This window comes from Blastochloris sulfoviridis (genome assembly GCF_008630065.1).
Classification (GTDB): domain Bacteria; phylum Pseudomonadota; class Alphaproteobacteria; order Rhizobiales; family Xanthobacteraceae; genus Blastochloris; species Blastochloris sulfoviridis.
The window spans coordinates 83,839-107,817 of sequence record NZ_VWPL01000013.1 but is presented as its reverse complement, the minus strand read 5'-3'; the positions used below and the strand labels follow the sequence as shown (position 1 = coordinate 107,817).

Here is a 23,979-nt window from a genome sequence, read left to right as displayed (position 1 = left end):
CGGCCCACGCCCGCCGCCGCGCGCGCCACCAACCGAGGCCCGCCGCATAAGCACAATCCGTGCCGGACAGCCGTGGGCCTCGTCCCGGCCATCCACGTCTTTGCGTCCACGGAAAATCCCGATCGGCCGACCAGTTAGAGCGTCCGCCGTTCTGATTGAACCATGCGGGCGCTCTAAGTCTTTGAACTGTCGCATTCTCTTTCGCAAAACCGGTACCCACTTTTGCGGAGAATGCTCTAACGCCTCACCGCCGCGTCGGGCGGAAATAGCTCTTGGGCGAGCCGCAGTCCGGGCAGCGCCAGTCGTCCGGCAGATCCTCGAAGGCGATGCCGGGCGGCAGCGGATGGCCGGGATTGGCCAGATTGACCGGATCGCCCGTCGCCGGGTCGTAGATATAGGGCTCGCAATCGGCGTTGGTGCACACCCAGCGCTGCCGCGCGTCCGCCGCCCGCGTGGGGGCGAGGCCCGCGCCGAGGAGGCCGAGCGGGGCGGCCAGCGCCGCAAGCGCCAGCGCGCCGGCACGGCGCAGAAAGGAACGACGGGTCGAATCTGTTTCGGGGCCGGTCATCGGGCGCGAGGCGGCGTGATGATCGGCCATTCTATCTGCCGCCTCATGACAGCGAGGTGTCGACCCCGTGGACGTGGTTAAAAAGCGTGGACCGCCGCCGGCCGGTCAGCCGCCCGCCGGAAAATACCGCTCCATCATCCGGTCCCGATAGGCCACCAGATTGGCGTGGCGCTCGATGGCGGCGCGGGTGGGCGACTCGAAGATCGGGCACAGGATGGCGATCAGCATGCCGGCGACGGCCGCATCGGCGCCGCAAGGCGCGTTGCCCATCAGGAACGGCTTGTCGCCGAGGATGGCGGCGAGCGAGTCCACCACCCGGCCGGTAAGCTCGGCCACCTCGGCGCGCGAATGCCGGCCGAAGCCCTGGCCCTTCAGAACGCCCCGGATCTTGCTCTTGATGAGGAGCATGGCGAGCTGGCGCAGCGGCGGCGGGATCCGCTTGAAGAAGGTCTTGGGGCCGTTGGTGAAATTCGCCTCGTCCATCCACCGGTCGTGGACCAGCGCCCAATAGAGCTGGTCCTCGATCATCTTCTCCGCCGCCCAGGCGATGCCGCGCTGCTCGGCGTCGAGCCCGGCGTCGAAATTGAAGCCGTACTTTTTCTCGATATGGAAGCGGATGAAGGTGGAATCCGGGATCCGCGTGCCGTCATCCTCGATATAGGGCAGCTTGCCCTTGGGCGCGCGCATCATGCCCGAGGTGTCGATGCGGTAGGGCAGGCCGGCGAACTTCAGCAGCAGCTCGGCCTTGAGCACGAACGGGCTGGGGTCCGGCAGGCCGAAGGCGGGACCGAAGCCATAGAGCGTGATCATCGGGGCCTCTTATGGGGTCAGGGGCTGGGGACGACGAGAGCTTGGGTGGGATCGGCGCCGCCGGGCGAAAGGCCGCTGGCATGGCGGGCCAGGGCGGCGGGATAGATGACGTGTTCCTGCGCCAGCACCCGCGCGGCCAGCGTGTCGGGCGTGTCGTTTGGCAGCACCGGCACCGCGGCCTGGGCCAGGATCGGCCCCGAATCGACCTCCGGCACCACCAGATGCACGGTGCAGCCGTGGATCTTCACTCCGGCGTCGAGCGCCCGCTCGTGGGTGTCGAGGCCGGGGAAGGCGGGCAGCAGCGCCGGGTGGATGTTCAGCATCCGTCCCTGCCAGCGCTCGACGAAGGCCGGCGTCAGCACCCGCATGAAGCCGGCGAGGCACACCAACTCGATGCCGGCATCCTCAAGCTCGGCCTGCAGCACGGCCTCGAACGCCGCCCGGTCCTTGCCGAAGGGGCGGCTTTCCACCACCGCTGTCCGGATGCCGGCCTCGGCCGCCAGCGCGAGCCCGCCGGCCCCGGCCTTGTTGGCGATGACGAGCGCAATCTCGGCCGGGAAGCCGGGCGCCGCAGCCGCCGCGATCAGCGCCGCCATGTTGCTGCCGCGGCCGGAGATCAGCACCGCGGTTTTGACGCGCGCCATGGTCAGACGAGATCCAGCCGGCCGGAATAGGCGACGCGGCAGCCGTCCGGCGGCACCGCCACCACCTCGCCGAGAACCGACACCCGCTCGCCCTCGGCGGTCAGCACCTCGGTGACCCGCTTGGCATCGGCCGCGGCGACGATCGCCACCATCCCGATGCCGCAGTTGAAGGTGCGCAGCAGCTCGGCCTCGGCCACGCCGCCGGCCGAGGCCAGCCACCGGAACACCGGCAGCAGCGGCACGGCGGCAAGGTCGATGCGCACGCCCAGGCCATCGGGCAGCGAGCGTGGAATGTTCTCGGTGAAGCCGCCGCCGGTGATGTGGGCCAGCGCCTTGACGGCGGTGGTGGCGCGGATCGCGGCGAGCAGGCTCTTCACATAGATGCGGGTGGGCTCAAGCAGGGCCTGCCCGAGCGGGATATCGGGGGCGAAGGGGGCCAGCGCGTCCCAGCCGAAGCCGGCGTCGCGGACGATCCGCCGCACCAGCGAATAGCCGTTGGAGTGCACGCCCGAGGCGGCAAGCCCCAGCACCACGTCGCCGGCCGCGACGTCGCCGCGCGGCAGGAGCTGGCCGCGCTCGGCGGCGCCGACCGCGAAGCCGGCGAGGTCGAAGTCGCCGCCCGAATAGACGCCCGGCATCTCGGCGGTCTCGCCGCCGATCAGCGCGCAGCCGGCGATCCGGCAGCCCTGGGCGATGCCGCCGACGATCTCGGCGCCCTGCACCGGATCGAGCCGGCCGGTCGCGAAATAATCGAGGAAGAACAAGGGCTCGGCGCCCTGGACCACGAGGTCGTTGACGCACATGGCGACGAGGTCGATGCCGATGGTGGCAAGCCGGCCGGTCTCGGCGGCGATCTTGACCTTGGTGCCGACGCCGTCGGTGGTCGAGACCAGGATGGGATCGGTGAAGCCGGCGGCCTTGAGGTCGAACGCCGCGCCGAACCCGCCGATCTCGGCATCCGCGCCGCGCCGGCGGGTGGCGCGCACCTGCGGCTTGATCAGCTGCACGAGCCGGTTGCCGGCGTCGATGTCGACGCCCGCGTCCGCATAGGTCAGGCCGCTTCCGGTGTCGCGTCTCAGGCTCATGTCGCCCTCCCGGCAGGGGGGTTAAGGCCAAACGGGGCGTCGTGCAATGGCGGGATGCGAGGCCGAAGCCTTCCCAAAGCCTATCCGACGCCTTCCCAAGCGGGGCGGGGACCTGTATCAACCGGGTGGGTCGTCCGCCGTTGCGGGGGTCTGGCGTGAGCATCCCCAATCTGATCACCATCGGCCGGATTTTGCTGGTTCCGGCGGTCGTCTGGGCCATTTTCGCGCAGGAACTGCACTTGGCCTTCGTGCTGTTCGTCATCGCCGGCGTGTCCGACGCGGTGGACGGCTTTCTCGCCAAGCGCTTCGGCATGGCCACCGAGCTTGGCGCCTATCTCGACCCGCTGGCCGACAAGGCGCTGCTGGTCAGCATCTACCTGACCCTGGCCATTCAAGGGAACATCCCGCTGTGGATCGCCATCCTGGTGGTCTCCCGCGACATCATGATCGTCGGCGCCATCGTGCTGTCGGGCGTGCTGGAGAACCCGGTCACCATTCGCCCGCTGCTGGTATCGAAGCTCAACACCGCCGCCCAGATCATTTTCGCGGCCCTGGTGCTGGGTTCGCTGGGATTCAACCTGTCGCTGGAGCCGGTGGTGGCGGCGGCGATGTACATCACGGCTGCCTTGACGGCGGTTTCGGCCGGCGCTTATCTCGCTGAATGGACACGCCATATGGCGAGCTGAGGATCGGCGCTCGATGGCGGACGGGCCGATGACTCTCCAGAAGCAGGTGACGTTCTGGCTCGCCACGCTGGCCGTCTTCATCCTCATTCTGTGGCTGCTGCGCGGCATGCTGCTACCGTTCGTGGCAGGCATGGCGCTGGCCTATTTCCTCGATCCCATCGCCGACCGGCTGGAGCGCCTGGGGCTCGGCCGCCTTCTGGCGACGCTGCTCATCGTCGGCGTATTCCTGCTGGGCTTTGTGCTGAGCGTCATCCTGCTGGCACCGCTTCTGACCAGCCAGCTCACCGCCTTCATCCAGGGCGTGCCGAGCTATGTGATGTCCCTGCAGCAGCTTCTGACCGACGAGAACCGGGAGTGGTTGGCGCCGATGCTGGGCGAGTGGCTGCCGGACGTCCAGAAATCGCTGTCCGAGCTGGTGACGCAAGGGGCGGGCTGGCTTCTCACCTCGCTGCAGGGGCTGTGGTCCGGCGGCACCGCGCTCGTCTCGGTGCTCTCGCTGATCGTGGTGACGCCGATCGTCGCCTTCTATCTGCTCTACGACTGGGAGCGGATGATCCGCGCCATCGATAGCTGGCTGCCGCTGAAGTATCGAAATACCGTCCGCGAACTGGCCCACGAGATGGACACGGCGATCGCCGGCTTCGTGCGCGGGCAGGCTGGCGTGTGCCTGATTTTGGCGTCCTATTACGCCGTCGGCCTGATCACGGTCGGCCTGAACTTCGGCCTGCTGATCGGCTCGATGGCCGGGCTGTTCTCCTTCATCCCCTATGTCGGCTCGCTCGCCGGCTTCCTCACCGCCACCGGCGTGGCGTTCGTGCAGTTCTGGCCGGACTGGCACTGGGTGCTCGCGGTGATGGCGGTGTTCGGAGTCGGCCAGATCCTGGAAGGCTACATCCTGGCCCCCAATCTGGTCGGCCACAGCGTCGGCCTGCATCCGGTCTGGCTGATGTTCGCCCTGTTCGCCTTCGGTTATCTGTTTGGTTTCGTGGGTCTTCTGCTGGCGGTGCCGCTGGCGGCGGCCACCGGCGTGTTGACGCGCTTCGCGCTCAGGCGCTACCTCGCCAGCCCCTTCTACACCGGCGTGCCGCGCACCGGCCCGGATGCCGATTGAACGCCATCATGCCGCTTGCCGCGCCTCACCAGCTCGTCCTCGATTTCGGGCAGCCGCCGAGCTTCGTCCGCGAGGATTTCGTCTCGGCTCCCTGCAATGCCGACGCGCTGGCGCTGATCGAGCGCTGGCCGCACTGGCCGGACCGGGCAGTGGCGCTCGTCGGGCCCGAGGGCTCCGGCAAGAGCCATCTCGCCGCCATCTGGGCCGTCCGCGCCGGCGCGAAGCGGGTGCTGGCCGAGGCCCTGCAGGGGGCCGACCTCGGCGCGCTCCTGGCTGCCGGTGCGCTGGTGGTGGAGGATCTGGACCCGGCGAGCATCGACCAGACAGTGCTGTTTCATCTGCTGAATCTGGTCCGCGAGCAGGGGGCTTGGCTGCTGCTGACGGGCCGCGAGGCTCCGGCGAGCGGGTTCACCCTGCCCGATCTCGTCTCGCGCCTCAGGGCGCTGCCGGTGGCGAGGCTGGCGCCGGCGGACGATGCGCTGCTGCATGCCATGGCGTTCAAGCTGTTCGCCGACCGCGGCATCGACGCCGACGCCGGCCTCGTGCGGTATCTTGTCACCAGAATCGAGCGCACTGCGGCGGCGTTGACGCGCACTGTGGCGGCGTTGGACTGCGCTGCGCTGGCGTTGCGGCGCCCTGTGACGCGCGCGCTCGCCGCCCAGCTTCTGCCACAGGCCGGGATGGCTCAGGCCACGATGTCCCAAGCGCAGGATCGCGAGGTTCAGGCCTCCGAGGCTCAAGTGCCGCAGCCTCCCCCGCCGCGGGTGCGCGCCGGCGGGTGAGCGGTCTGCTATAGAACGGCACGGCAGGTTCGCGATTTTGTCATGCGTTCGTAATAGTCAGACTGCCGGACCCCGTTTCGGAGACCCTCATGGCCAAAGACGTTCGCGCTCGCGCCCCCGCCGAGCCTGTCGCCGCGCCGCCGCCGGCCAAGCCTGAAGCCGTAAGACCGGAGACCGCCAGATCCGAGACCGCCAAACCCGAAACGGGCAAAACCGAGGCCGGCAAAACCGAGGTAGGCAAGCCTGAAAGGAACAGGCCGGACGGAGCGGCCAAGGCAGACGGGGCGGCCAGATCCGAGGGTTCCAAGGCTGACAAGCAAAGTCCGGACAAGGCAAATCCCGAGAAGACGAAGCTGGAGGCGGGCGCGGATCTGGCCGGGCAGCCCGAGCGCTTCATCAATCGCGAACTATCCTGGCTGGATTTCAACAGCCGCGTCCTGGCCGAGAGCGAGAACGCCCACCACCCGCTGCTGGAGCGGCTGCGCTTCCTGTCGATCTCGGCCAACAATCTCGACGAGTTCTTCATGGTGCGGGTCGCCGGCCTCAAGGGCCAGGAGCGCGCCGGCATCACCTCGCGCAGCCCGGACGGCCTGACGCCGCAGGAGCAGCTCGACCGAATCGCGGTCGAGGTGGTGCGACTGTCTTCCGAGCAGCAGCGCCGGTGGCGCGCGCTTCGGCTGGAGCTCGAGCAGGAGAGCGTCGTCCTGGTCGACAGCGAGACGATGACCAAGGCCGAGCGCACGTGGCTGGAGGACTATTTCCTGCGCCACATCTTCCCGGTGCTGACGCCGCTGGCCATCGACCCGGCGCATCCGTTCCCGTTCATTCCCAATCTCGGCTACTCGCTGGCGCTGCAGCTCGTGGCCGCCGACGGCTCGAAGCCGCTGACCGCGCTGATCCGCGCGCCGATCAAGATCGATCGCTTCATCCGCATGCCCGACCTCGGCGAGGCCGGCGTGGTGCGCTTCATCTCGCTGGAGCAGGTGATGGGCCTGTTCATCGGCCGCCTGTTCCCGGGCTACACTGTGAAGGGGCAGGGCGCCTTCCGGGTGATCCGCGACAGCGACCTCGAAGTGGAGGAAGAGGCCGAGGATCTCGTCCGTCTGTTCGAGACCGCGCTCAAGCAGCGCCGCCGCGGCTCGGTGATCCGCCTGGAGATCGAGGCGACGATGCCCAAGCCGTTGCGCAGCTTCATCCAGCGCGCGCTCGGCGTCGCCGACGACGAGATGTTCCTGGTCGACGGCATTCTCGCGCTCACCGACCTGTCGCAGATCGTCGCGCTCGACAAGCCCGCGCTGAAATTCCCGCCGTTCAACGCGCGTTTTCCCGAGCGCATCCGCGACCATGGCGGCGACTGCTTCGCCGCCATCCGCCAGAAGGATCTCATCGTCCACCACCCGTATGAATCCTTCGACGTCGTCGTGCAGTTCCTCAACCAGGCGGTGGCCGATCCCAATGTGGTGGCGATCAAGCAGACGCTCTACCGCACCTCGGCCAACAGCCCCATCGTCAAGGCGCTGGCGGAAGCGGCGGAAGCCGGCAAGTCGGTCACCGCGCTGGTGGAACTCAAGGCTCGCTTCGACGAGGAGGCCAATATCCGCTGGGCGCGCGACCTTGAGCGCGCCGGCGTGCAGGTGGTGTTCGGCTTCATCGAGCTGAAGACCCACGCCAAGCTGTCGATGGTGGTACGCCGCGAGACCGGCTCGCTGGTGTCCTACTGCCACGTCGGCACCGGCAACTATCATCCGATCACCGCGCGCATCTACACCGACCTGTCGTTCTTCACCGCCGATCCGATGATCGCGCGCGACGTGGCGCGCATCTTCAATTTCGTCACCGGCTACGCCGAGCCGCAGGAATTGGAGCGCATGTCGGTCTCGCCGGTGACGCTGAAAAAGAAGATTCTCGACCACATCGCCCAGGAGATGGCCCACGCCAAGGCCGGCCGGCCGGCGGCGATCTGGGGCAAGATGAACGCGCTGGTCGATCCCGAGGTGATCGACGCGCTCTATGCCGCAAGCTCGGCCGGCGTACCGGTGGACCTGATCGTGCGCGGCATCTGCTGCCTGCGCCCCGGCGTGCCCGGTCTGTCGGAGAACATCCGCGTCAAGTCGATCATCGGCCGCTTCCTGGAGCACAGCCGCATCTATTGTTTCGGCAATGGCCACGGTTTGCCGCACCCCAAGGCGGCGGTCTATATCTCCTCGGCCGACCTGATGCCGCGCAATCTCGATCGGCGGGTCGAGGCGTTGTGTCCGATTCTCAACCCGACCGTGCACGAACAAGTGCTCGACCAGATCATGGTTGCCAATCTTATGGACAACGAACAGAGCTGGCGGGTCTTGCCGGATGGCGGGTCCGAACGCATCATCCGCCCGGCGGACGAGGAGCCGTTCAACGCCCATCGCTACTTCATGACCAACCCGAGTCTGTCCGGCCGTGGAAAGTCCCTCGAAGCAACCGCGCCCCGAAACCTCCCCCGGCGAATCGCGCGAAGCTGACGTGCTCATCACCCACGAGGTGGCTTGCGGCCGGCTCTCGCTCGGTCCGCCGGTCGCGGTCATCGACATCGGCTCGAATTCGGTTCGCCTCGTGGTCTATGAGGCGATCTCGCGTTCGCCGACGCCGATGTTCAACGAGAAGGCGCTGTGCGGCCTCGGCCGCAACGTGGCGACCACCGGCCGGCTCGATTTCGATGCCGTCGAGAAGGCGCTGGCGGCGCTGAAGCGCTTCCGCGCGCTGTGCGACGTGCTGCGGGTCGAGCAGGTCCATGTGCTGGCCACCGCCGCCGCGCGCGACGCCGCCAACGGCCAGGAATTCATCGAGCGCGCCCGCGAGATTTGCCGCACCGACATCGAACTGCTCTCCGGCAAGCGCGAGGCCAAGCTCGCTGCGCTCGGCGTCATCGCCGGCACCTACCGGCCGAGCGGCGTGGTCGGCGATCTCGGCGGCGGCTCGCTGGAATTCGCCGACATCCACGGCCACAAGGTCGGCACCGGCGTCACCTTGCCGCTCGGCGGGCTGGCGCTGCAGGACGTCTCCGCCAAGTCGCTCAAGAAGGCCGAGCGCATCGTGCGCGACGCCCTCGCCGGCATCACCCAGCTTGAGGCGTTGCCGGGCCGCACCTTCTACGCGGTTGGCGGCACCTGGCGCTCGCTCGCCAAGCTGCACATGTCGCAGCGTGGCTATCCGTTGCATGTGATGCACGGCTACACCTTGCCGGTGCGGGAGGCGCTGGAATTCTGTCGCCTCGTGCAGCGCGTCGACGCCTCGACGCTGTCGAAGATCGAGGTGGTGTCGGACGCCCGCCGCGCACTGCTCGCCTATGGCGCGTTGGTGCTGGAGCACATCATCCGCGTCGGCAAGCCGGCCGAGGTCACCGTCTCGGCGCTCGGCGTGCGCGAGGGCCTGCTGTTCTCGCTGCTGCCGGAGGCCGAGCAGCATCGCGACCCGCTGCTGGTGGCGGCCGGGGATCTCAACGCGCTGCGCTCGCGCTCGCCGCGCCACGGCTATGAGCTCGCCGAATGGTCGGACCGCTTCATGGCCTCGACCGGGATCGATGAGAGTGCCGAGGAGACGCGCCTGCGGCGCGCCGCCTGCCTGCTCGCCGATATCGGCTGGCGCGCCCACCCCGATTATCGCGGCGAGCAGTCGCTCAACATCATCGCCCATGCCGCCTTCGTCGGCCTCGATCATACGGCGCGGGCGTTCATGGCGCTGGCGGTGTATTTCCGTCACGCCGGCCTGTCGGAGGATGCGCTGTCGCCGGCGCTGCGCGAGCTCGCCTCGCCGGGCATGCTTGACCATGCCCGCATCCTTGGCGCCACCATGCGGGTGGGCTACCTCGTCTCCGCCGCCATGCCGGGCATCCTGCCGCGCGCGCCGCTGGAGGTGGTCCAGGGCAAGCTGGTGCTGCGGCTCGAAGGCGACCTCGCCGACCTTGCCGGCGAGCGGCTGATGGGCCGGCTGCGCACCCTGGCCAAGCTGATCGGCCGCGAGCCGGTGATCGCCGCGGGGTGAGCGACGGCGCGGCGCACGGCACGCGACTTGTCTTGTATTCATTATTGATTATCTTGAGTACGAGAATATTCAAAGAGGTGCTGCGATGTCCCGCACCATGACCATGACGGTCCGGCTGAGCGGAGCGCTCAGCGATTTCGTCACCGCCAATGTCGGCGAGACTGGGTCATACGAAAACGTCAGCGAGTACATTCGGGACCTCATCCGCCGCGACAAGGAGCGGGCGGAGAAAGAGGCGTTCGACCGGCTGAAGGCGGAATTGACGCGGGCTTTCACGGCGCCCGAGTCGTCGTACCAGCCGCTGACGGCAGCCGAGGTCATCGCGCGCAACAAGGTGTAGCGCCCTGATGGCTGCGATCCGCATCCAGGAGGCGGCATCGCACCGCCTGGATGACATCTACCGCTACACGCGCGACCGATGGGGCACCGAGCAGGCTGAGCGCTACATTACCGGTCTGTTCGAAGCCTTCGGCAAGATCGAAACGCACGAAGTGGTGTCACGCCCGGTGCCGGCCGAATTCGGCGTCGAGGGCTACGTTTTCCGTTACGAACGGCATTTCGTCTATTGGCGGAAGCTCAGCAATGGCGACATCGGCATCGTGACGATCCTGCACGAGCGCATGCACCAGATCGACCGCTTCCGCGAAGACTTCGGGCTGTGACGCTGTGTATCGGCACTATTTTGCCGAGCGACGATCATCCTTCGTCGGGCCTCGTCGTCCCGGGCGAGCAACGCGAGACCCGGGATCGTCATCCGGAGAAGACACCTCTTCCTGATGACGGCCCCGGCTCCTCGCTGCGCTCGGTCCGGGGCGACGACTGATTGTAACGCCGCGCATCGGCACTATTTTGCCGAGCGACGATCATCCTTCGTCGGGCCTCGTCGTCCCGGGCGAGCAACGCGAGACCCGGGATCGTCATCCGGAGAAGGCACCTCTTCCTGATGACGGCCCCGGCTCCTCGCTGCGCTCGGTCCGGGGCGACGACTGATTGTAACGCCGCGCATCGGCACTATTTTGCCGAGCGACGATCATCCTTCGTCGGGCCTCGTCGTCCCGGGCGAGCAACGCGAGACCCGGGATCGTCATCCGGAGAAGACACCTCTTCCTGATGACGGCCCCGGCTCCTCGCTGCGCTCGGTCCGGGGCGACAGGCGGCTGCCGGGAAAATTCCGTCAAATATCCAGCAAATCCTCGTCGGCGAAGCGGGCGCGTTCGGAAATGAAGGCGAAGCGCGCCTCCGGCTTGTTGCCCATCAGCTCCTCGATGGTGGCGGCGGTCTCGGCGCGGCGCGCGTCCTCCACCGTCACCCGCAGCAGGGTGCGCCGGCGCGGGTCCATGGTGGTTTCCTTGAGCTGCGCCGGCATCATCTCGCCCAGGCCCTTGAACCGGCTGATCTCGACCTTCGAGCCGGCCCGGAACTCGGTTTTCAGCAGCCGGTCCTTGTGGCCGTCGTCGCGGGCATAGACGATCTTGCCGCCGTGCGAGAGCCGGTAGAGCGGCGGCACCGCCAGGAACAGGTGGCCGCGCTCGATGAGAAGCGGCATCTGCCGGAAGAAGAAGGTGATCAGCAGCGAGGCGATGTGGGCGCCGTCGACATCGGCGTCGGTCATCACGATCACCCGCTCGTAGCGCAGATCCTGGTCGCGATAGGCGGTGCCGGTGCCGCAGCCGAGCGCCTGGATGAGGTCGGCGATCTGCTGGTTCTGAGCGAGCTTGTCGCGCCCGGCCGAGGCGACGTTGAGGATCTTGCCGCGCAGCGGCAGGACCGCCTGGGTCTGGCGATCGCGCGCCTGCTTGGCCGAGCCGCCGGCCGAGTCGCCCTCGACGATGAAGAGTTCCGAGCCCGCCGCCTGGGCGTTGGAGCAGTCGGCGAGCTTGCCGGGCAGCCGGAGCTTTCGTACCGCGCTCTTGCGCGCGACGTCCTTTTCCTGGCGGCGGCGCAGCCGCTCCTCGGCGCGCTCCACCACCCAGTCGAGCAGCTTGGAGGCCTGGTTCGGGTTGCCGGCGAGCCAGTGGTCGAAGGCGTCGCGCACCGCGCTCTCGACCAGCCGCGAGGCCTCGGTGGTGGCGAGCTTGTCCTTGGTCTGGCCCTGGAATTCCGGCTCGCGGATGAACACGCTGAGCATGGCGGCGCAGCCGGCGGTGACGTCCTCGGCGGTGATGGCGCTGGCGCGCTTGGCCTGGTTCATGCGCTCGGCATGGTCCTTCAGGCCGCGGGTCAGCGCCGAGCGCAGGCCGGATTCGTGGGTGCCGCCGTCCGCGGTGGGGATGGTGTTGCAGTAGGAGGAGACGAAGCCGTCATCGTCGGCGATCCAAGCCACCGCCCATTCGACCGCGCCGTTGACGCCGCCGCTCTTGGTCTTGCCGGCGAAAATCTCGGGGTGCACCAGCGCCTTGCCGTCGATGGCGGCGGCCAGATACTCCTTGAGCCCGCCGGGGAAGTGAAACGTGTCCTTCTCCGGCACACCCTCGACGCCCTCCAGCAGCGCCTTGTCGCACGACCAGCGGATCTCGACGCCGCCGAAGAGGTATGCCTTCGAGCGCGCCATCTTGAACACGCGCTGCGGCCTGAATGCCACGCCCTTGCCGAAGATCTGCGCATCCGGCTTGAAGCGCACGCGGGTGCCGCGGCGGTTGACCACCCGGCCGACCTCCTCCAGCGGGCCCTGCGGCACGCCGCGGCTGTAGATCTGGCGGTAGAGCATCTGGCCGCGCGCCACCTCGACTTCGAGATGCTCGGACAGCGCATTGACCACCGACACGCCGACGCCGTGCAGACCGCCCGAGGTCTCGTACACCTTGGAGTCGAACTTGCCGCCGGCGTGCAGCGTGCAGAGAATCACCTCCAGCGCCGACTTGCCGGGGAACTTCGGGTGGTCCTCCACCGGGATGCCGCGGCCATTGTCGGCGACGGTGAGAAAGCCGTCGGCGCCAAGCTCCACCTCGATGAAGCTGGCATGGCCGGCCACCGCCTCGTCCATGGCGTTGTCGATCACCTCGGCGAACAGATGGTGCAGCGCCTTCTCGTCGGTGCCGCCGATATACATGCCGGGCCGACGGCGCACCGGCTCCAGCCCCTCCAGCACCTCGATATGCTGGGCGCCATAGCCGGCCTCGGCGGAGGCCAAGGCCCGCGCCGCCGAGCGGGCGCTGGCGGCCTTATCCGTCGTCTTTTCGGCAGACTTGGTTTCGGCAGACTTCATGTCGGCAGACTTGGTCTCGGCAGACTTGGCCTTGGCCTGCTCGGCGTCGCCGAACAGATCCTGTGCCTGTCCGCTCTTGGCTTTGCTCATCAATCCTGTCCGGTTCGGTCGCGATTCGTTCAGGCTGGATGATGCCAGATTGGGGCGACACAGGGGACGACATGCCGGCCGAGGCTGACGCGCGCCTGCCGACCGGCTAGAGTTGTACCATGAGCCCCGCCCGCCGCCCCACCGACAACGCCGTCTTCGGCCCGCTGACCGGCGGCTCGCCCGAGCCGACCTATGGCGGCGTGCTGTCCTTCATGCGCCGCCGCTACAGCCGCCAGATCCAGGGCGTCGACGTCGTGGTGTGGGGGGTGCCGTTCGACGCCGCCACCTCCAACCGGCCGGGGGCGCGCTTCGGGCCGCAGGCGATCCGCCGCGCCTCGGCGATCCTCGACGGCGATCCGCAATATCCGTTCGGCCTCGACCCCTTTGAGCGGCTGACCGTGGTCGATTGGGGCGACTGCGCGCTCGATTACGGCCGCCCGGCATCCGCCACCGAGGAGATCGCCGCCCAGGCCGGCGAGATTCTCGCCTCCGGTGCCCAGCTTGTCACGCTCGGCGGCGACCATTCGATCACGCTCGGCCTCTTGCGCGCCCACGCCACTTTGTACGGGCCGCTGGCGCTGGTGCAGTTCGATGCGCACCAGGATACCTGGCACGCCAAGGACGCCACCCGCATCGACCATGGCAGCGTCACCGCCCGCGCCGTCGCCGAGGGGCTGGTCGATCCCGCCCGCTCGATCCAGATCGGCGTGCGCACCGTGGCGCCGGCCACCTGCGACCTTGATGTCATCGACGCCTACACCTTCGCCGATATCGGCGTGAAGGGCACGGTCGAGCGCATCCGCCAGCGGGTCGGCAGCGGGGCGGCCTATCTGTCCTTCGACATCGACGCGCTCGACCCCGCCTTCGCGCCCGGCACCGGCACGCCGGTGGCCGGCGGCCTCACCAGCCGCGAGGCGCTGACGATCCTGCGGGCGCTCGGGCCCATCGACTGGCGCGGCATGGATGTGGTGGAGGTCTCGCCGCCCTACGACCACGCCGACATCACCGCCATCGCTGCCTCGGCCATCGCCATGCACTATATCGGGCTGCTTGCGGAGCGGCGCCGCGCATGAGCCTCACTGCGCCGCTGGCGGTGCACGGGCGATTGCGGCCCGGCGGCACCGCGCTGGTCTTCGCCGACGACCGCCTCACATGGGCCGATCTGGACAAGGCCGTGACGCGCCTTGCCGCGCTCGTCGTGTCCAAGGTGCCGGCCGGCCAGGGCGTGGCGCTCAGCCTGCCCAATTCGCCGGCTTTGGTGCTGCTGGTGCTCGCCGCCTGCCGCGCCGGCCGCGAGGCGCAGATCCTCGATCCCGGCTGGCCGGAGGCGACCTTCCGCCGGGTGGTCGAGCGGCTGAACCCCGGCTGGATCGTCGCCGGCCTGCCCGACCTCGCCTTCGCCGCGGTGCCTGACGCGCTGGGCGCGCCGGCCGATCCGCCGCCGCTGGCCGAGCCGTCTTCGGACGTGCCGTTCTATGTCGGCTTCACCTCGGGCTCGACCGGGATTCCCAAGGGATTTCGCCGCAGCCAGGCGTCGTGGATCGCCAGCATCAAGGGCGAAGCCGCGGTGTTCGGGCTCGACCATACCGACACCGTGCTGGCGCCCGGCGCGCTGGTCCACTCGCTGTTTCTCTATGCCGTGGTGCGCGGGCTCTTTGCCGGCGCCAAGGTGGTGTTCGGGCCGCGCTTTTCCGCCCGTGCCGCGCTCGCCGCGATCGAGCGCGAGGATGTGCGTCTGCTCTATGCCGTGCCGACCCAGCTTCTGATGCTGCTGGAGGCGGCCGAGCGCGCCGCGCAGGGGCCGATCGGGCACGTGGCGCGCGTGCTGTCGTCGGGCGCCAAATGGCCGGCGGCCGAGACGGCCCGCCTCAAGCATCTGTTTCCCAGCGCCGCATTCGCCGAGTTCTACGGCGCGTCCGAGCTGAGCTACGTGGCGGTGGCCGGCGAGGATGCGCCGGCGACGTCGGTCGGCCGGCCGTTTCCCGGCGTCGAGGTGACGATCCGCGATGCGAGCGGCCGCCGCCTGCCCACGGGGCGCACCGGGCGGGTGTTTGTGCGCAGCAATCTGTGCTTCCTGGACTACGCCACCGGCGATCAGCCGGCGTTGACCCGGGCCGGGGATGCCATGTCGGTCGGCGACATGGGGTTCCTCGACGCCGAGGGCTTCCTCCACCTCGTCGGCCGCGCCGACCGCATGATCATCTCCTCGGGCCGCAACATCCACCCGGAGGAGATCGAGGCGGTGCTGCGCCGCCATCCGGGCGTGGCCGAGGCGGCGGTGCTGGGCGTCGCCGATGCCAAGCGCGGCACCCGCCTGCAGGCGGTGATCAAGCCGGATGGCGAGCCGCCGACAGCGGCCGAACTGATGGCGTTCGCCCGCGCCCATTTGCCGGCGTCGAAAGTCCCCCGCCACTTCGCCGTCCTGGCCGAGTGGCCGCACACCGCCTCCGGCAAGACCGATTTCGCCGGGGTGGCGCGGGCGTGGCAGGCCGGCGCCTGCACGGCGCTGGCATGAACGCCGTCATCGTCGCCGCCCGCCGCACCGCGGTGGCCCCGCGCGGCGGCGCCTTCGCGCGGATCGAGCCGCACGATCTCGCCAGCCGGGTGATCGAAGAGGTGCTGGCCGATGCCGGGCTGGCGCCGGACGCGGTCGAGGACGTCATCCTCGGCAATGCGCTCTATGGCGGCGGCAATCCGGCGCGCCGGGCGGCACTTGCCGCCGGCATCCGCGAAACCGTGCCGGCGCTGACGGTCGACAGCCAGTGCTGCGCCGGGCTCGACGCCATCCTGCTGGCGGCCGAGCGCATCAACGCCGGGGCGGCGGACGTCATCGTCGCCGGCGGCGTCGAGAGCTTCAGCCGTGCGCCGATCCGCCAGCGCCGGCCGCGCGAGCCCGGCGAGGCGCCGCTGGCCTATGACCGGCCGCCCTTCACGCCCTGGCCTGAGCGCGACCCCGACATGATCCCGGCCGCCGCCGTGTTGGCCGCCGAGCTCGGCATCTCGCGCGCCGCGCAGGAGGCGTTCGCGGTCGAGAGCCATTTGAAGGGACGAGGCGGCTCGGCAACGGGCGAGATCGTGGCGGTGGAGGGTCTTGCGCGCGACGCCTTCACCCGCGCGCTGACGCCGGCCATTGCCGCCCGCCTGAAGTCGCTGGCGGGCGAGGGCGCCCATGCCGTGACGGCGGCCACCGTCGCCGTCGAGGCCGACGCCGCGGCCGTGGTGCTGGTGGTGAGCGAACGCCGGCTCGAAGGGCTCGGTGCGCCCGGCCGGCCGCTGCGCATCCTGGCTGGGGCGCGGCGCGGTGGCGATCCGACCCGGCCCGGCCTCGCGCCGATCGAGGCCGCCAAGGCCGCGCTGGAGCGCGCCGGCCACGCGGCGGGCGGCCTCGCCGCAGCCGAGATCATGGAGGCGTTCGCGGTGCAGGCGATGGCCTGCATCGACGGCATCGGGCTCGACCGCGCCTGCGTCAATCGCTCCGGCGGCGCGCTTTCGCGCGGCCATCCCATCGGCGCCTCCGGCGCCATCCTCATGGTGCGGCTGTGGCACGAGCTGCAGCGCGAGGCGGGGGGCAGCGCCGGCCTTGCCGCCATCGCCGCGGCCGGCGGCCTCGGCAGCGCTTTGGTGGGGGAAGTTTAGCGACCGTCAACGACCGTCGTCCCGGGCGTAGCGCAGCGAAGACCCGGGACCGTGCGGAGAATGGACAGCCCAATCTCCGCAGAAAATGCGGAGATTGCCATTGCATGTGCGGTGAAGGACGGGCATAATCGCCGCAATGAGTGCGGAGAATATGCCCTATATCCACGACCCGCCCGGCTGGCCGACGTTCCGCTGGGACCATGCGGCGGTGGCGGACGCGCTGGCCGCCGTACGCTTCCGCCAGGGCCGGCTGATCGGCCGGATGGAGGAACTCGGCTTTTCCCTGCGCAGCGAGGCCATGCTGCGCACGCTCACCGAGGATGTTGTCAAATCCAGCGAGATCGAGGGCGAAATCCTCGACCGCGATCAGGTTCGCTCATCCGTCGCCCGTCGTCTGGGCCTGGACGTCGGCGGGCTCGTTCCGGCGGATCGCGACGTGGAGGGTGTTGTCGAGATGACCCTCGACGCAACCCAGAACTACCGCCAGCCGCTGACCGGCGAACGGCTGTTCGGCTGGCACGCGGCGCTGTTTCCGGCCGGGCGCAGCGGCATGCGCAGGATCGCGGTCGGCATGTGGCGCGACGACAGATCGGGGCCGATGCAGGTGGTTTCGGGGCCCTTGGGGCGCGAGCGCGTGCATTATGAGGCGCCGAATGCGGCGCGCATCGCGATGGAGATGGCAGGCTTTCTGGCCTGGTTCAACGGCGAGCCGAGTGCTGATCCCGTGCCTGTCGATCCCGTCCTCAAGGCCGGCATCGCGCACCTTTGGTTTGTGACCATCCATCCGTTCGAGGACGGCAACGGACGCATGGCGCGCGCCATCGCCGACATGCAGCTTGCGCGCTCCGAGCACAGCCCGCAGCGCTTCTACAGCATGTCGGCGCAGATTCGCCGGGAGCGCAGGGCGTATTACGACAGTCTCGAAGCGACGCAGAAAGGTGACCTCGACATCACCGCATGGCTGACATGGTTTCTGGCGTGCCTGTCGCGCGCCTTCGACAGCACGGACACCATCCTTGCGCACGTGCTGGCGAAAGCGCGGTTTTGGGAGATGCATGCCGGCCGAGCCTTCAACGATCGCCAGCGCGACATGCTGAACCGTCTGCTCGACGGGTTCGACGGAAAGCTCACGTCCTCCAAATGGGCCGTCATCGAAAAATGCTCGGCCGACACGGCTTTGCGGGACATCAACGATCTGCTGGAACGCGCGATCCTGGCCAGGGATCCGGGGGGAGGGCGGAGCACCAGCTATTCGCTGGTCGATGCGAATTCCGGCTGATCATACGGTTTCCGGCCGATCAGGCCGGAGAACCGTAATCCGATCGCCAAAAATCCCTTTCGGATCAAGGATTTTTTGGCGAGGTCGTTTCCGGTATCCCGAAGGGATCAACCGGAAACAGTATAAAGCGGGAGTTTCGTTTTCCGGTTGCCGGAAATCCCAGTCTCGAACAGGGATGTTCGGCGAGCCTGCGTCCGAGGTCGTGACGTGATTTCCTGGAACGTGATTTCATTTCCTGGAACGTGATTTCCTGGAAACCGGATGAGGCAGGTCGACCTTTGAGCCGGTCGGCCGCGCCGGTGCCGCCAGGCTTGACAGCGTTGGGCGTTCGGCCGATGTGCGCGGCAAGGAGAACTCCCATGGTGAAGAAGGCCAGGATCGGCATTCTTGGCGCCTCCGGCTACACCGGCGCCGAACTGGTGCGGCTCGGCCTGCGCCATCCCCATTTCGAGCTGGCCGTGCTGACCGCCGACCGCAAGGCCGGGCAGGCGATGGCCGACGTCTTCCCGCAGTTCGCGCCGTTCGACCTGCCGCGGCTGGTGGCGATCGAGTCGCTGGACTGGCGGGCGCTGGCGCTCGATCTGGTGTTCTGCGCGCTGCCGCACGGCACCACCCAGCTCGTGCTGAAGGAGTTGCTGGACACCGCGCCGGCCACCCGCGTGGTGGACCTCTCGGCCGACTTCCGGCTCGACGACCCCGCCGCCTACGAGGCGTGGTACGGCCACCCGCATCAGGCGCTGTCGCTGCAGAGCGAGGCGGTCTACGGTCTCGTCGAGATCTACCGCAAGGAGATCAAGGGCGCGCGGCTGGTCGCCAATCCCGGCTGCTACACCACCACCTGCGAGCTGCCGCTGATCCCGCTGCTCAAGCGCAAGGCGATCGAGCCGGACCAGATCATCATCGACGCCAAGTCCGGCATGACCGGCGCCGGCCGCTCGGCCAAGGAGGCGATGCTGTTCTCGGAGGTGTCGGAGGGCTTCAACGCCTATGGCGTCGCGCGCCACCGCCACATGGCCGAGCTCGACCAGGAATTTTCCAAGGCCGCCGGCCACGACGTGGTGGCGACCTTCACGCCGCATCTGCTGCCGATCAATCGCGGCATCCTCGCCACCATCTATGTGCGGCTGCGCAAGGACCGGACGGCGCGCGACCTGCGCTCCATCCTCGCCGAGGCCTACGACAAGGAGCCGTTCGTCCACGTGCTGCCCTATGGCGACATGCCGCAGACGCGCCATGTGCGGGGCTCCAACATGGCGATGATCGGCGTGGCCGAGGACCGGCGCGAGGGGGCGGCGATCATCGTCTCGGTGCTCGACAATCTGGTGAAGGGCGCTTCCGGCCAGGCGATTCAGAACGCCAACCTGATGCTGGGCTTGCCCGAGACCGCCGGGCTGGAGCAGATCGCGCTGTTTCCGTGAGCGGGAAGGTCCGGTTTCTTCCTTCTCTCTCCCCTTGCGGGAGAGGGTGCCGAGCGATCTCTAGATCGCGAGGCGGGTGAGGGGTGAATCTTCAGGCGCCCGTCCGCATGAACCCCTCACCCGGCTCGACCTCGTTTCATACGGTTTCCGGTTGATCCCTTCGGGATACCGGAAACGGTCTCGCCGAAAAATCCTTGAGTTGGAAGGGATTTTTCGGCGATCGGAATACGGTTCTCCGGCTTGATCAGCCGGAAACCGTATCACTCGGTCTCGCCACCCTCTCCCGCAAGGGGAGAGGGAAAGAGCGCGGCTCCCAACTGTCGAATGATCTGAGCCGGTCACCCGGAAACCGTATCGTCACCCCACCGGCTGATCGGCCGGCGCGGAAGGCTGCTGTTGACGGGCGGTGAAGGTGTCGATCATGCCGCGGGCGATCTCCCGCTCGCCCATGATCACCACGTCGGCGCCGAGCCCGATCAGGTGCTCGACCTCCTCGTCGCGGTGGGCGCGGGCGATGATCTGCACTTGCGGATTGGCGGCGCGTGCCTGGCGGATCACCTGGCCGGCCTCGAACGCTTCCGGGATGGCGATGATCACGAATTTCGCCTGATCGAAGTTCGCCGCCTTCAGCACCTCGGGCTGGGCAGCGTTGCCGGCGATGGTGTCGATGTTCGCCTGCTGCAGCTTGGCGATCAGGTCGTCCGACGCCTCGATCACCAGGAACGGCTGGCGCTCCTGCGCCAGCGCCGTGCCGATCAGCCGGCCGACCCGGCCATAGCCGACGAGGATGGTGTGGCCGGTGAGCGTGGTGGCGTCGCTGCGCGGCTTGGCCGGCGCGGCCGGCTCGCCCGGTGCCGCCTTGTCCTCGCGCCCGGCGAGGCGCTGGTTGAGCCGGTCGACGATGGCGAAGATCAGCGGGTTGAGCAGGATGGACAGGATGGCGCCGCCCAGGATCAGGTCCAGCCCCTGGGCCGGCAGCAGCTTCAGCTTGACCCCGAGTTCGGCGAGGATGAACGAGAATTCGCCGATCTGGGCGAGGCTGGCGGAGATGGTCAGGGCGGTGGCGGTGGGGTGGCCGAAGGCGCGCACGATGACAAAGGCGGCCGCCGACTTGCCGACGATGATGATCAGCAGCGTTGCCAGCATCGGCCAGGGCTCGCGAATGATGCTGGTCGGATCGAACAGCATGCCGACCGACACGAAGAACAGCACCGCGAAGGCATCGCGCAGCGGCAGCGTCTCCTGCGCGGCGCGCTGGCTGAGCGGCGATTCGCTCAGGATCATGCCGGCGAAGAACGCCCCCAGCGCCAGCGACACCCCGAACAGCTTGGCCGCGCCGAACGCCACGCACAGCGCCATCGCCAGCACCGCCAGCCGGAACAGCTCGCGCGAGCCGGTGTGGGCGATGTAGTGCAGCAGCCAGGGGATGACGCGCCGCCCCACCACCAGCATGACGCCGACGAACAGGCCCACCTTGACCAGCGTGAGCGCCAGCACGCCGGACAGCCCGAGACCGAAGTGCGCGGCGAGCGGATCGGTGCCGAGCTGCTCCGTGCTGCCGCCGAGCAGCGGCGCGATGGCCGGCAGCAGCACCAGCGCCAGAACCATCGCCAGATCCTCGACGATCAGCCAGCCGACCGCGATGCGCCCGCGCTCGGTCTCCATCAGGTGGCGCTCCTGGATGGCCCGCAGCAGCACCACCGTAGAGGCAACCGAAAGCGCGAGCCCGAACACCAGCCCGCCGCCCACCGTCCAGCCCATGCCGACGGCGAGCCCGAGCCCGAACAGCGTCGCGACCGCGATCTGCACGATGGCGCCGGGCAGCGCGATGGCGCGCACCGACAGAAGATCCCTCAGCGAGAAATGCAGGCCGACGCCGAACATCAGGAGGATGACGCCGATCTCGGCCAGTTCCGTCGCCAGCTTCTGGTCGGCGACATAGCCCGGCGTGAACGGCCCGGCCGCGACGCCGGCGAGCAGGTAGCCGACGAGCGGCGGCACCTTGAACCTCTGCGCGACGGCACCGAACACGAAGGCCAGCCCGAGGCCGGCGACGATGGTGGCGATCAGCGGCGTGTCGTGGATCATCCTCGTCCTGTCTTGCGGCGGATGCTGCGGCGTGTATCCCGCGCCGGCTCCGGCCGGCGACGTGTGCTCGGCCATATCGCCCGTAGCGTTAGGTCAGGACAAGCCTGAAACGGCCGCCGCCGATGCGGTGGCGGTGCTATTCGCGCGTCTGTCGATCCGGTCGAGCCGGACGGACGCGTCTCCGGTCATCGCAGCGACTCCGGCCCCGCCACCCAGCGCCCCCCTCAATCCTTCATCTTCACATAGGCGCCCGGTGCATCCTCGATCGGCGGGTATTTGCCGCTGCCGGGGATGCGGGCCGGCACGGTGGCGCTGCCCTTCTTCTTGATCCACTCCAGCCAGTACGGCCACCACGAACCGGGGTGCTCGGTGGCGTTCTTCAGCCAAGTGTCGTAGGTGCCGGCTGGCTTGGGGCCGGTCCAGAACTGGTACTTCTGCTTGGCAGGCGGATTGACCACGCCGGCGATGTGGCCCGACCCGGCCAGCACGAAATCGACCTTGCCGCCGAAATAGCGCGATCCCAGGAACGCCGAGCGCGCCGGCGCGATGTGGTCCTCGCGGGTGGCGAGGTTGAAGATCGGGACGGTGACGTCCTTCAGGTTCAGCGTGTGCCCGAACAGCACCATCTTGCCCTTGGTCAGCGTGTTGTTCAGGTAACAGTTACGCAAATAGAAGGAGTGGTTGGCGGCCGGCATGCGGGTGGAATCGGAATTCCAGTACAGCAGGTCGAACGGGAAGGGCGCCTTGCCCTTGAGATAATTGTTGACGACGTAGGGCCAGATCAGATCGTTCGACCGCAACAGGTTGAACGCCATGGCCATCTTGTTGCCGGACAGGTAGCCTTGCTCAGCCATCTTGCGTTCGATGGAGGCAATCTGATCCTCGTCGACGAAGATCTTCAGGTCGCCGGCATGGGTGAAGTCGACCTGGGTGGTGAACAGCGTCGCACTCTTGATCCGCGGGTCGCCGAGATGCGCCATGTGGGCGAGCGTGACCGACAGCAGCGTTCCGCCGACGCAATAACCGATGGCGTGCACCCCATCCTGGCCGGTCACCTCGCCGATGATGTCGAGCGCGGTCAGCGGCCCCGCGGTCACATAGTCGTCGAACCCCTTCTGGGCGAGCCGGGCGTCCGGATTGACCCAGGAGATCGTGAACACCGTGAGCCCGTTCTCGACGCACCAGCGGATGAAGGATTTCTCCGGGTTGAGGTCGAGCACGTAGTATTTGTTGATCCACGGCGGCACGATCATGATCGGTGTCTTCAGCACCGTCTCGGTGACCGGCGAGTATTGGATGAGCTGCATCAGCTCGTTCTGGAAGATCACCTTGCCCGGGGTGATGGCGAGGTTCTTGCCCACCTCGAAGCGAGAGGCGTCGGACTGGCGGATTTTCAGCGAGCCGCGGCCGGCTTCGATGTCCTCGGCCAGCATCTTCATGCCGCGCACCAGGTTCTCGCCGTTGGAGGCCAGCGTCTCGCGCAGCACTTCGGGATTGGTCAGCACGAAGTTGGAGGGTGAGATCGCCGCGGTGACCTGGCGCATGTAGAAGTCGGCCTTCTGGCGCGTGCGGTCGTCGATGTCCTTGGCGTCCTTGACCAGGGCCTCGGCCCAGTCGGTCGTGATCAGATAGGCCTGCTTGAGGAAGTCGAAGAACTGGTTCGAGGACCATTCCGGATCCCGGAAGCGCTGATCCTTCGGATCGGGCGTGACCGCCGGTTCGGCCGGCTCGCCGGCCAGCCGCTTCAGCGACGACGCCCACAAGTCCATATAGCCGGTGACCAGCCGCGACTGCGCCTCGACCGTGCGCTGCGGGTCGGCCAGCCAGTATTCGGCGAGATGGCCGAGCGTCTTGATCATGTCGGCCAGCTCTTCCGACATCTCGGCGGTGACCTGACCCTGCTCGCGCGGCTTCAGGTAGGACGCCATGACGTGGCCGCTCTCCTCGACCAGCCGGCCGAGATTGCGGGCGAGTTCCTCTGGGTCCAATCCGGCGACCCGCCCGTCGCTGACCTCGGGCGCCGCCGCCGGCTTGGCGGCCTCGGTCTTCGCCGGGGCCGGCTTCGGGGGCTCGGCCTTGACCGGGGCGGCCTCGGCTTGCGCGGGCTTGAGTCGCGCCAGCTTGGCGGTGAGAGACGCGACGGGTGCAGGTTTGGACGGCCTGGCTGATTCCTTGACCGGTTCCTTTGCCGGTTCCTTGGCCTTGGCCTTCGCCGGTGCCGGCTTTTTGGCCGGCTCCTTGGCAGGCGCCTTGGCCGGTGTGTTGGCCTTCGTCTTCGCCGTTTCCGTCGCCTTCGGCGCCGCCTTGGCGGGGGCGGATTTGGCCTTGGTGGAAGCCGGCCGGCTGGTCTTCGCCGGGGCCGGCGGCGTGGCGCCGTTCCTCTTTCCGTCCGGTGGCGCGGTGCTCGTCTCGATCGGCGTCAGCGGCACGTCGCCAGACCGGACCGGGTCGATCTTGGTGGTTTCGTCCATGGTCGTTCCCTTGTGCCGGCCGTAGTTGAGGTCTCGGCCGTCGTCTCGCTTCCGCCATGATAACCGGCCAGGGCTTTGCCGCCGAG

Annotated in this window: 20 protein-coding genes; 12 read left to right on the top strand and 8 right to left on the bottom strand. The window is 68.3% G+C overall.

Annotated elements, in window-relative coordinates; all coding sequences use genetic code 11:
- Positions 1 to 244 precede the first annotated feature (244 nt).
- The 4 genes from F1193_RS09460 to purM form a co-directional block, all read right to left on the bottom strand.
- Positions 245 to 598: a rubredoxin gene (locus F1193_RS09460; RefSeq protein WP_246164252.1), complete on the bottom strand. Its 354-nt coding sequence runs from the start codon at positions 596 to 598 to the stop codon at positions 245 to 247.
- 75 nt (positions 599 to 673) lie between these two features.
- Complete coding sequence (locus F1193_RS09455) at positions 674 to 1,378, bottom strand: glutathione S-transferase family protein (protein ID WP_150097428.1); 705 nt, start codon at positions 1,376 to 1,378, stop codon at positions 674 to 676.
- Between the two features lie 17 nt (positions 1,379 to 1,395).
- Entirely contained in the window at positions 1,396 to 2,022 is a 627-nt protein-coding gene (gene purN / locus F1193_RS09450) for a phosphoribosylglycinamide formyltransferase (RefSeq protein WP_150097427.1), read from the bottom strand.
- A 2-nt stretch (positions 2,023 to 2,024) separates the two neighbouring features.
- Positions 2,025 to 3,107 carry a phosphoribosylformylglycinamidine cyclo-ligase gene (gene purM / locus F1193_RS09445; RefSeq protein WP_150097426.1) on the bottom strand — a complete coding sequence of 361 codons (1,083 nt, stop codon included), beginning with the start codon at positions 3,105 to 3,107 and terminating at the stop codon, positions 2,025 to 2,027.
- A gap of 155 nt (positions 3,108 to 3,262) precedes the next feature.
- Between purM and F1193_RS09440 the strand changes: the two genes are divergently transcribed.
- From F1193_RS09440 to F1193_RS09410, 7 genes are all read left to right on the top strand, one after another.
- The gene (locus tag F1193_RS09440; RefSeq protein WP_150097425.1) at positions 3,263 to 3,793 is read left to right on the top strand and encodes a CDP-alcohol phosphatidyltransferase family protein; all 531 of its coding nucleotides are present in this window, start codon (positions 3,263 to 3,265) and stop codon (positions 3,791 to 3,793) included.
- A 28-nt stretch (positions 3,794 to 3,821) separates the two neighbouring features.
- Entirely contained in the window at positions 3,822 to 4,904 is a 1,083-nt protein-coding gene (locus F1193_RS17365) for an AI-2E family transporter (protein ID WP_150097424.1), read from the top strand.
- Positions 4,901 to 5,686, top strand: coding sequence for a P-loop NTPase family protein (locus tag F1193_RS17360; protein ID WP_211198854.1), 786 nt, complete (start codon positions 4,901 to 4,903; stop codon positions 5,684 to 5,686). The genes F1193_RS17365 and F1193_RS17360 overlap by 4 nt, the downstream gene beginning before the upstream one ends.
- A gap of 89 nt (positions 5,687 to 5,775) precedes the next feature.
- Positions 5,776 to 8,187: an RNA degradosome polyphosphate kinase gene (locus F1193_RS09425; RefSeq protein ID WP_150097423.1), complete on the top strand. Its 2,412-nt coding sequence runs from the start codon at positions 5,776 to 5,778 to the stop codon at positions 8,185 to 8,187.
- Between the two features lies 1 nt (position 8,188).
- Positions 8,189 to 9,706 carry an exopolyphosphatase gene (ppx, locus tag F1193_RS09420; protein ID WP_150097422.1) on the top strand — a complete coding sequence of 506 codons (1,518 nt, stop codon included), beginning with the start codon at positions 8,189 to 8,191 and terminating at the stop codon, positions 9,704 to 9,706.
- An 85-nt stretch (positions 9,707 to 9,791) separates the two neighbouring features.
- Complete coding sequence (locus F1193_RS09415) at positions 9,792 to 10,046, top strand: ribbon-helix-helix domain-containing protein (RefSeq protein WP_150097421.1); 255 nt, start codon at positions 9,792 to 9,794, stop codon at positions 10,044 to 10,046.
- A gap of 7 nt (positions 10,047 to 10,053) precedes the next feature.
- On the top strand, positions 10,054 to 10,368 hold the full coding sequence (locus F1193_RS09410; protein WP_150097420.1) for a type II toxin-antitoxin system RelE/ParE family toxin: 315 nt from the start codon (positions 10,054 to 10,056) through the stop codon (positions 10,366 to 10,368).
- 512 nt (positions 10,369 to 10,880) lie between these two features.
- Here F1193_RS09410 and parE read toward each other — a convergent pair.
- A complete protein-coding gene (gene parE, locus F1193_RS09405) occupies positions 10,881 to 12,911 on the bottom strand; it encodes a DNA topoisomerase IV subunit B (protein ID WP_150097440.1) in 2,031 nt (676 codons plus the stop codon).
- A gap of 209 nt (positions 12,912 to 13,120) precedes the next feature.
- Between parE and speB the strand changes: the two genes are divergently transcribed.
- From speB to F1193_RS09385, 4 genes are all read left to right on the top strand, one after another.
- Positions 13,121 to 14,074 (top strand): agmatinase, encoded by a 954-nt coding sequence (gene speB, locus F1193_RS09400; RefSeq protein ID WP_150097419.1) that lies wholly within the window; start codon positions 13,121 to 13,123, stop codon positions 14,072 to 14,074.
- Positions 14,071 to 15,516 carry an AMP-binding protein gene (locus F1193_RS09395; RefSeq protein ID WP_150097418.1) on the top strand — a complete coding sequence of 482 codons (1,446 nt, stop codon included), beginning with the start codon at positions 14,071 to 14,073 and terminating at the stop codon, positions 15,514 to 15,516. Before speB ends, F1193_RS09395 begins: the two co-directional genes overlap by 4 nt.
- Positions 15,513 to 16,637, top strand: coding sequence for a thiolase family protein (locus tag F1193_RS09390; protein WP_150097417.1), 1,125 nt, complete (start codon positions 15,513 to 15,515; stop codon positions 16,635 to 16,637). The genes F1193_RS09395 and F1193_RS09390 overlap by 4 nt, the downstream gene beginning before the upstream one ends.
- Before the next feature lie 151 nt (positions 16,638 to 16,788).
- On the top strand, positions 16,789 to 17,916 hold the full coding sequence (locus F1193_RS09385; RefSeq protein WP_150097416.1) for a Fic family protein: 1,128 nt from the start codon (positions 16,789 to 16,791) through the stop codon (positions 17,914 to 17,916).
- A 64-nt stretch (positions 17,917 to 17,980) separates the two neighbouring features.
- Here F1193_RS09385 and F1193_RS09380 read toward each other — a convergent pair whose 3' ends face one another.
- Positions 17,981 to 18,301: a hypothetical protein gene (locus F1193_RS09380; RefSeq protein ID WP_150097415.1), complete on the bottom strand. Its 321-nt coding sequence runs from the start codon at positions 18,299 to 18,301 to the stop codon at positions 17,981 to 17,983.
- Between F1193_RS09380 and argC the strand changes: the two genes are divergently transcribed.
- Complete coding sequence (gene argC, locus F1193_RS09375; protein ID WP_150097414.1) at positions 18,276 to 19,334, top strand: N-acetyl-gamma-glutamyl-phosphate reductase; 1,059 nt, start codon at positions 18,276 to 18,278, stop codon at positions 19,332 to 19,334. The genes F1193_RS09380 and argC overlap by 26 nt on opposite strands.
- 357 nt (positions 19,335 to 19,691) lie before the next feature.
- On the opposite strand, the gene ybaL is transcribed toward argC, so the two are convergent.
- Together ybaL and F1193_RS09365 are read right to left on the bottom strand one after the other, a co-directional pair.
- Positions 19,692 to 21,422 (bottom strand): YbaL family putative K(+) efflux transporter, encoded by a 1,731-nt coding sequence (gene ybaL / locus F1193_RS09370; RefSeq protein ID WP_150097413.1) that lies wholly within the window; start codon positions 21,420 to 21,422, stop codon positions 19,692 to 19,694.
- A 224-nt stretch (positions 21,423 to 21,646) separates the two neighbouring features.
- On the bottom strand, positions 21,647 to 23,893 hold the full coding sequence (locus F1193_RS09365; protein ID WP_150097412.1) for a PHA/PHB synthase family protein: 2,247 nt from the start codon (positions 23,891 to 23,893) through the stop codon (positions 21,647 to 21,649).
- Positions 23,894 to 23,979: the final 86 nt, after the last annotated feature.

What these genes read in the sequence shown, in the direction of transcription:
- F1193_RS17365 (WP_150097424.1), top strand. Translation starts at nt 3,822, where the DNA reads ATGACTCTCCAGAAGCAGGTGACGTTCTGGCTCGCCACGCTGGCCGTC.
- F1193_RS09425 (WP_150097423.1), top strand. Translation starts at nt 5,776, where the DNA reads ATGGCCAAAGACGTTCGCGCTCGCGCCCCCGCCGAGCCTGTCGCCGCG.
- purM (WP_150097426.1), bottom strand. Translation starts at nt 3,107, where the DNA reads ATGAGCCTGAGACGCGACACCGGAAGCGGCCTGACCTATGCGGACGCG.
- ybaL (WP_150097413.1), bottom strand. Translation starts at nt 21,422, where the DNA reads ATGATCCACGACACGCCGCTGATCGCCACCATCGTCGCCGGCCTCGGG.
- F1193_RS09390 (WP_150097417.1), top strand. Translation starts at nt 15,513, where the DNA reads ATGAACGCCGTCATCGTCGCCGCCCGCCGCACCGCGGTGGCCCCGCGC.
- F1193_RS09385 (WP_150097416.1), top strand. Translation starts at nt 16,789, where the DNA reads ATGCCCTATATCCACGACCCGCCCGGCTGGCCGACGTTCCGCTGGGAC.
- F1193_RS09410 (WP_150097420.1), top strand. Translation starts at nt 10,054, where the DNA reads ATGGCTGCGATCCGCATCCAGGAGGCGGCATCGCACCGCCTGGATGAC.
- F1193_RS09460 (WP_246164252.1), bottom strand. Translation starts at nt 598, where the DNA reads ATGGCCGATCATCACGCCGCCTCGCGCCCGATGACCGGCCCCGAAACA.
- F1193_RS09415 (WP_150097421.1), top strand. Translation starts at nt 9,792, where the DNA reads ATGTCCCGCACCATGACCATGACGGTCCGGCTGAGCGGAGCGCTCAGC.
- F1193_RS09455 (WP_150097428.1), bottom strand. Translation starts at nt 1,378, where the DNA reads ATGATCACGCTCTATGGCTTCGGTCCCGCCTTCGGCCTGCCGGACCCC.
- F1193_RS09395 (WP_150097418.1), top strand. Translation starts at nt 14,071, where the DNA reads ATGAGCCTCACTGCGCCGCTGGCGGTGCACGGGCGATTGCGGCCCGGC.
- purN (WP_150097427.1), bottom strand. Translation starts at nt 2,022, where the DNA reads ATGGCGCGCGTCAAAACCGCGGTGCTGATCTCCGGCCGCGGCAGCAAC.
- F1193_RS09365 (WP_150097412.1), bottom strand. Translation starts at nt 23,893, where the DNA reads ATGGACGAAACCACCAAGATCGACCCGGTCCGGTCTGGCGACGTGCCG.
- parE (WP_150097440.1), bottom strand. Translation starts at nt 12,911, where the DNA reads ATGAAGTCTGCCGAAACCAAGTCTGCCGAAAAGACGACGGATAAGGCC.
- speB (WP_150097419.1), top strand. Translation starts at nt 13,121, where the DNA reads ATGAGCCCCGCCCGCCGCCCCACCGACAACGCCGTCTTCGGCCCGCTG.
- F1193_RS09380 (WP_150097415.1), bottom strand. Translation starts at nt 18,301, where the DNA reads ATGCCGATCCTGGCCTTCTTCACCATGGGAGTTCTCCTTGCCGCGCAC.
- argC (WP_150097414.1), top strand. Translation starts at nt 18,276, where the DNA reads ATGGTGAAGAAGGCCAGGATCGGCATTCTTGGCGCCTCCGGCTACACC.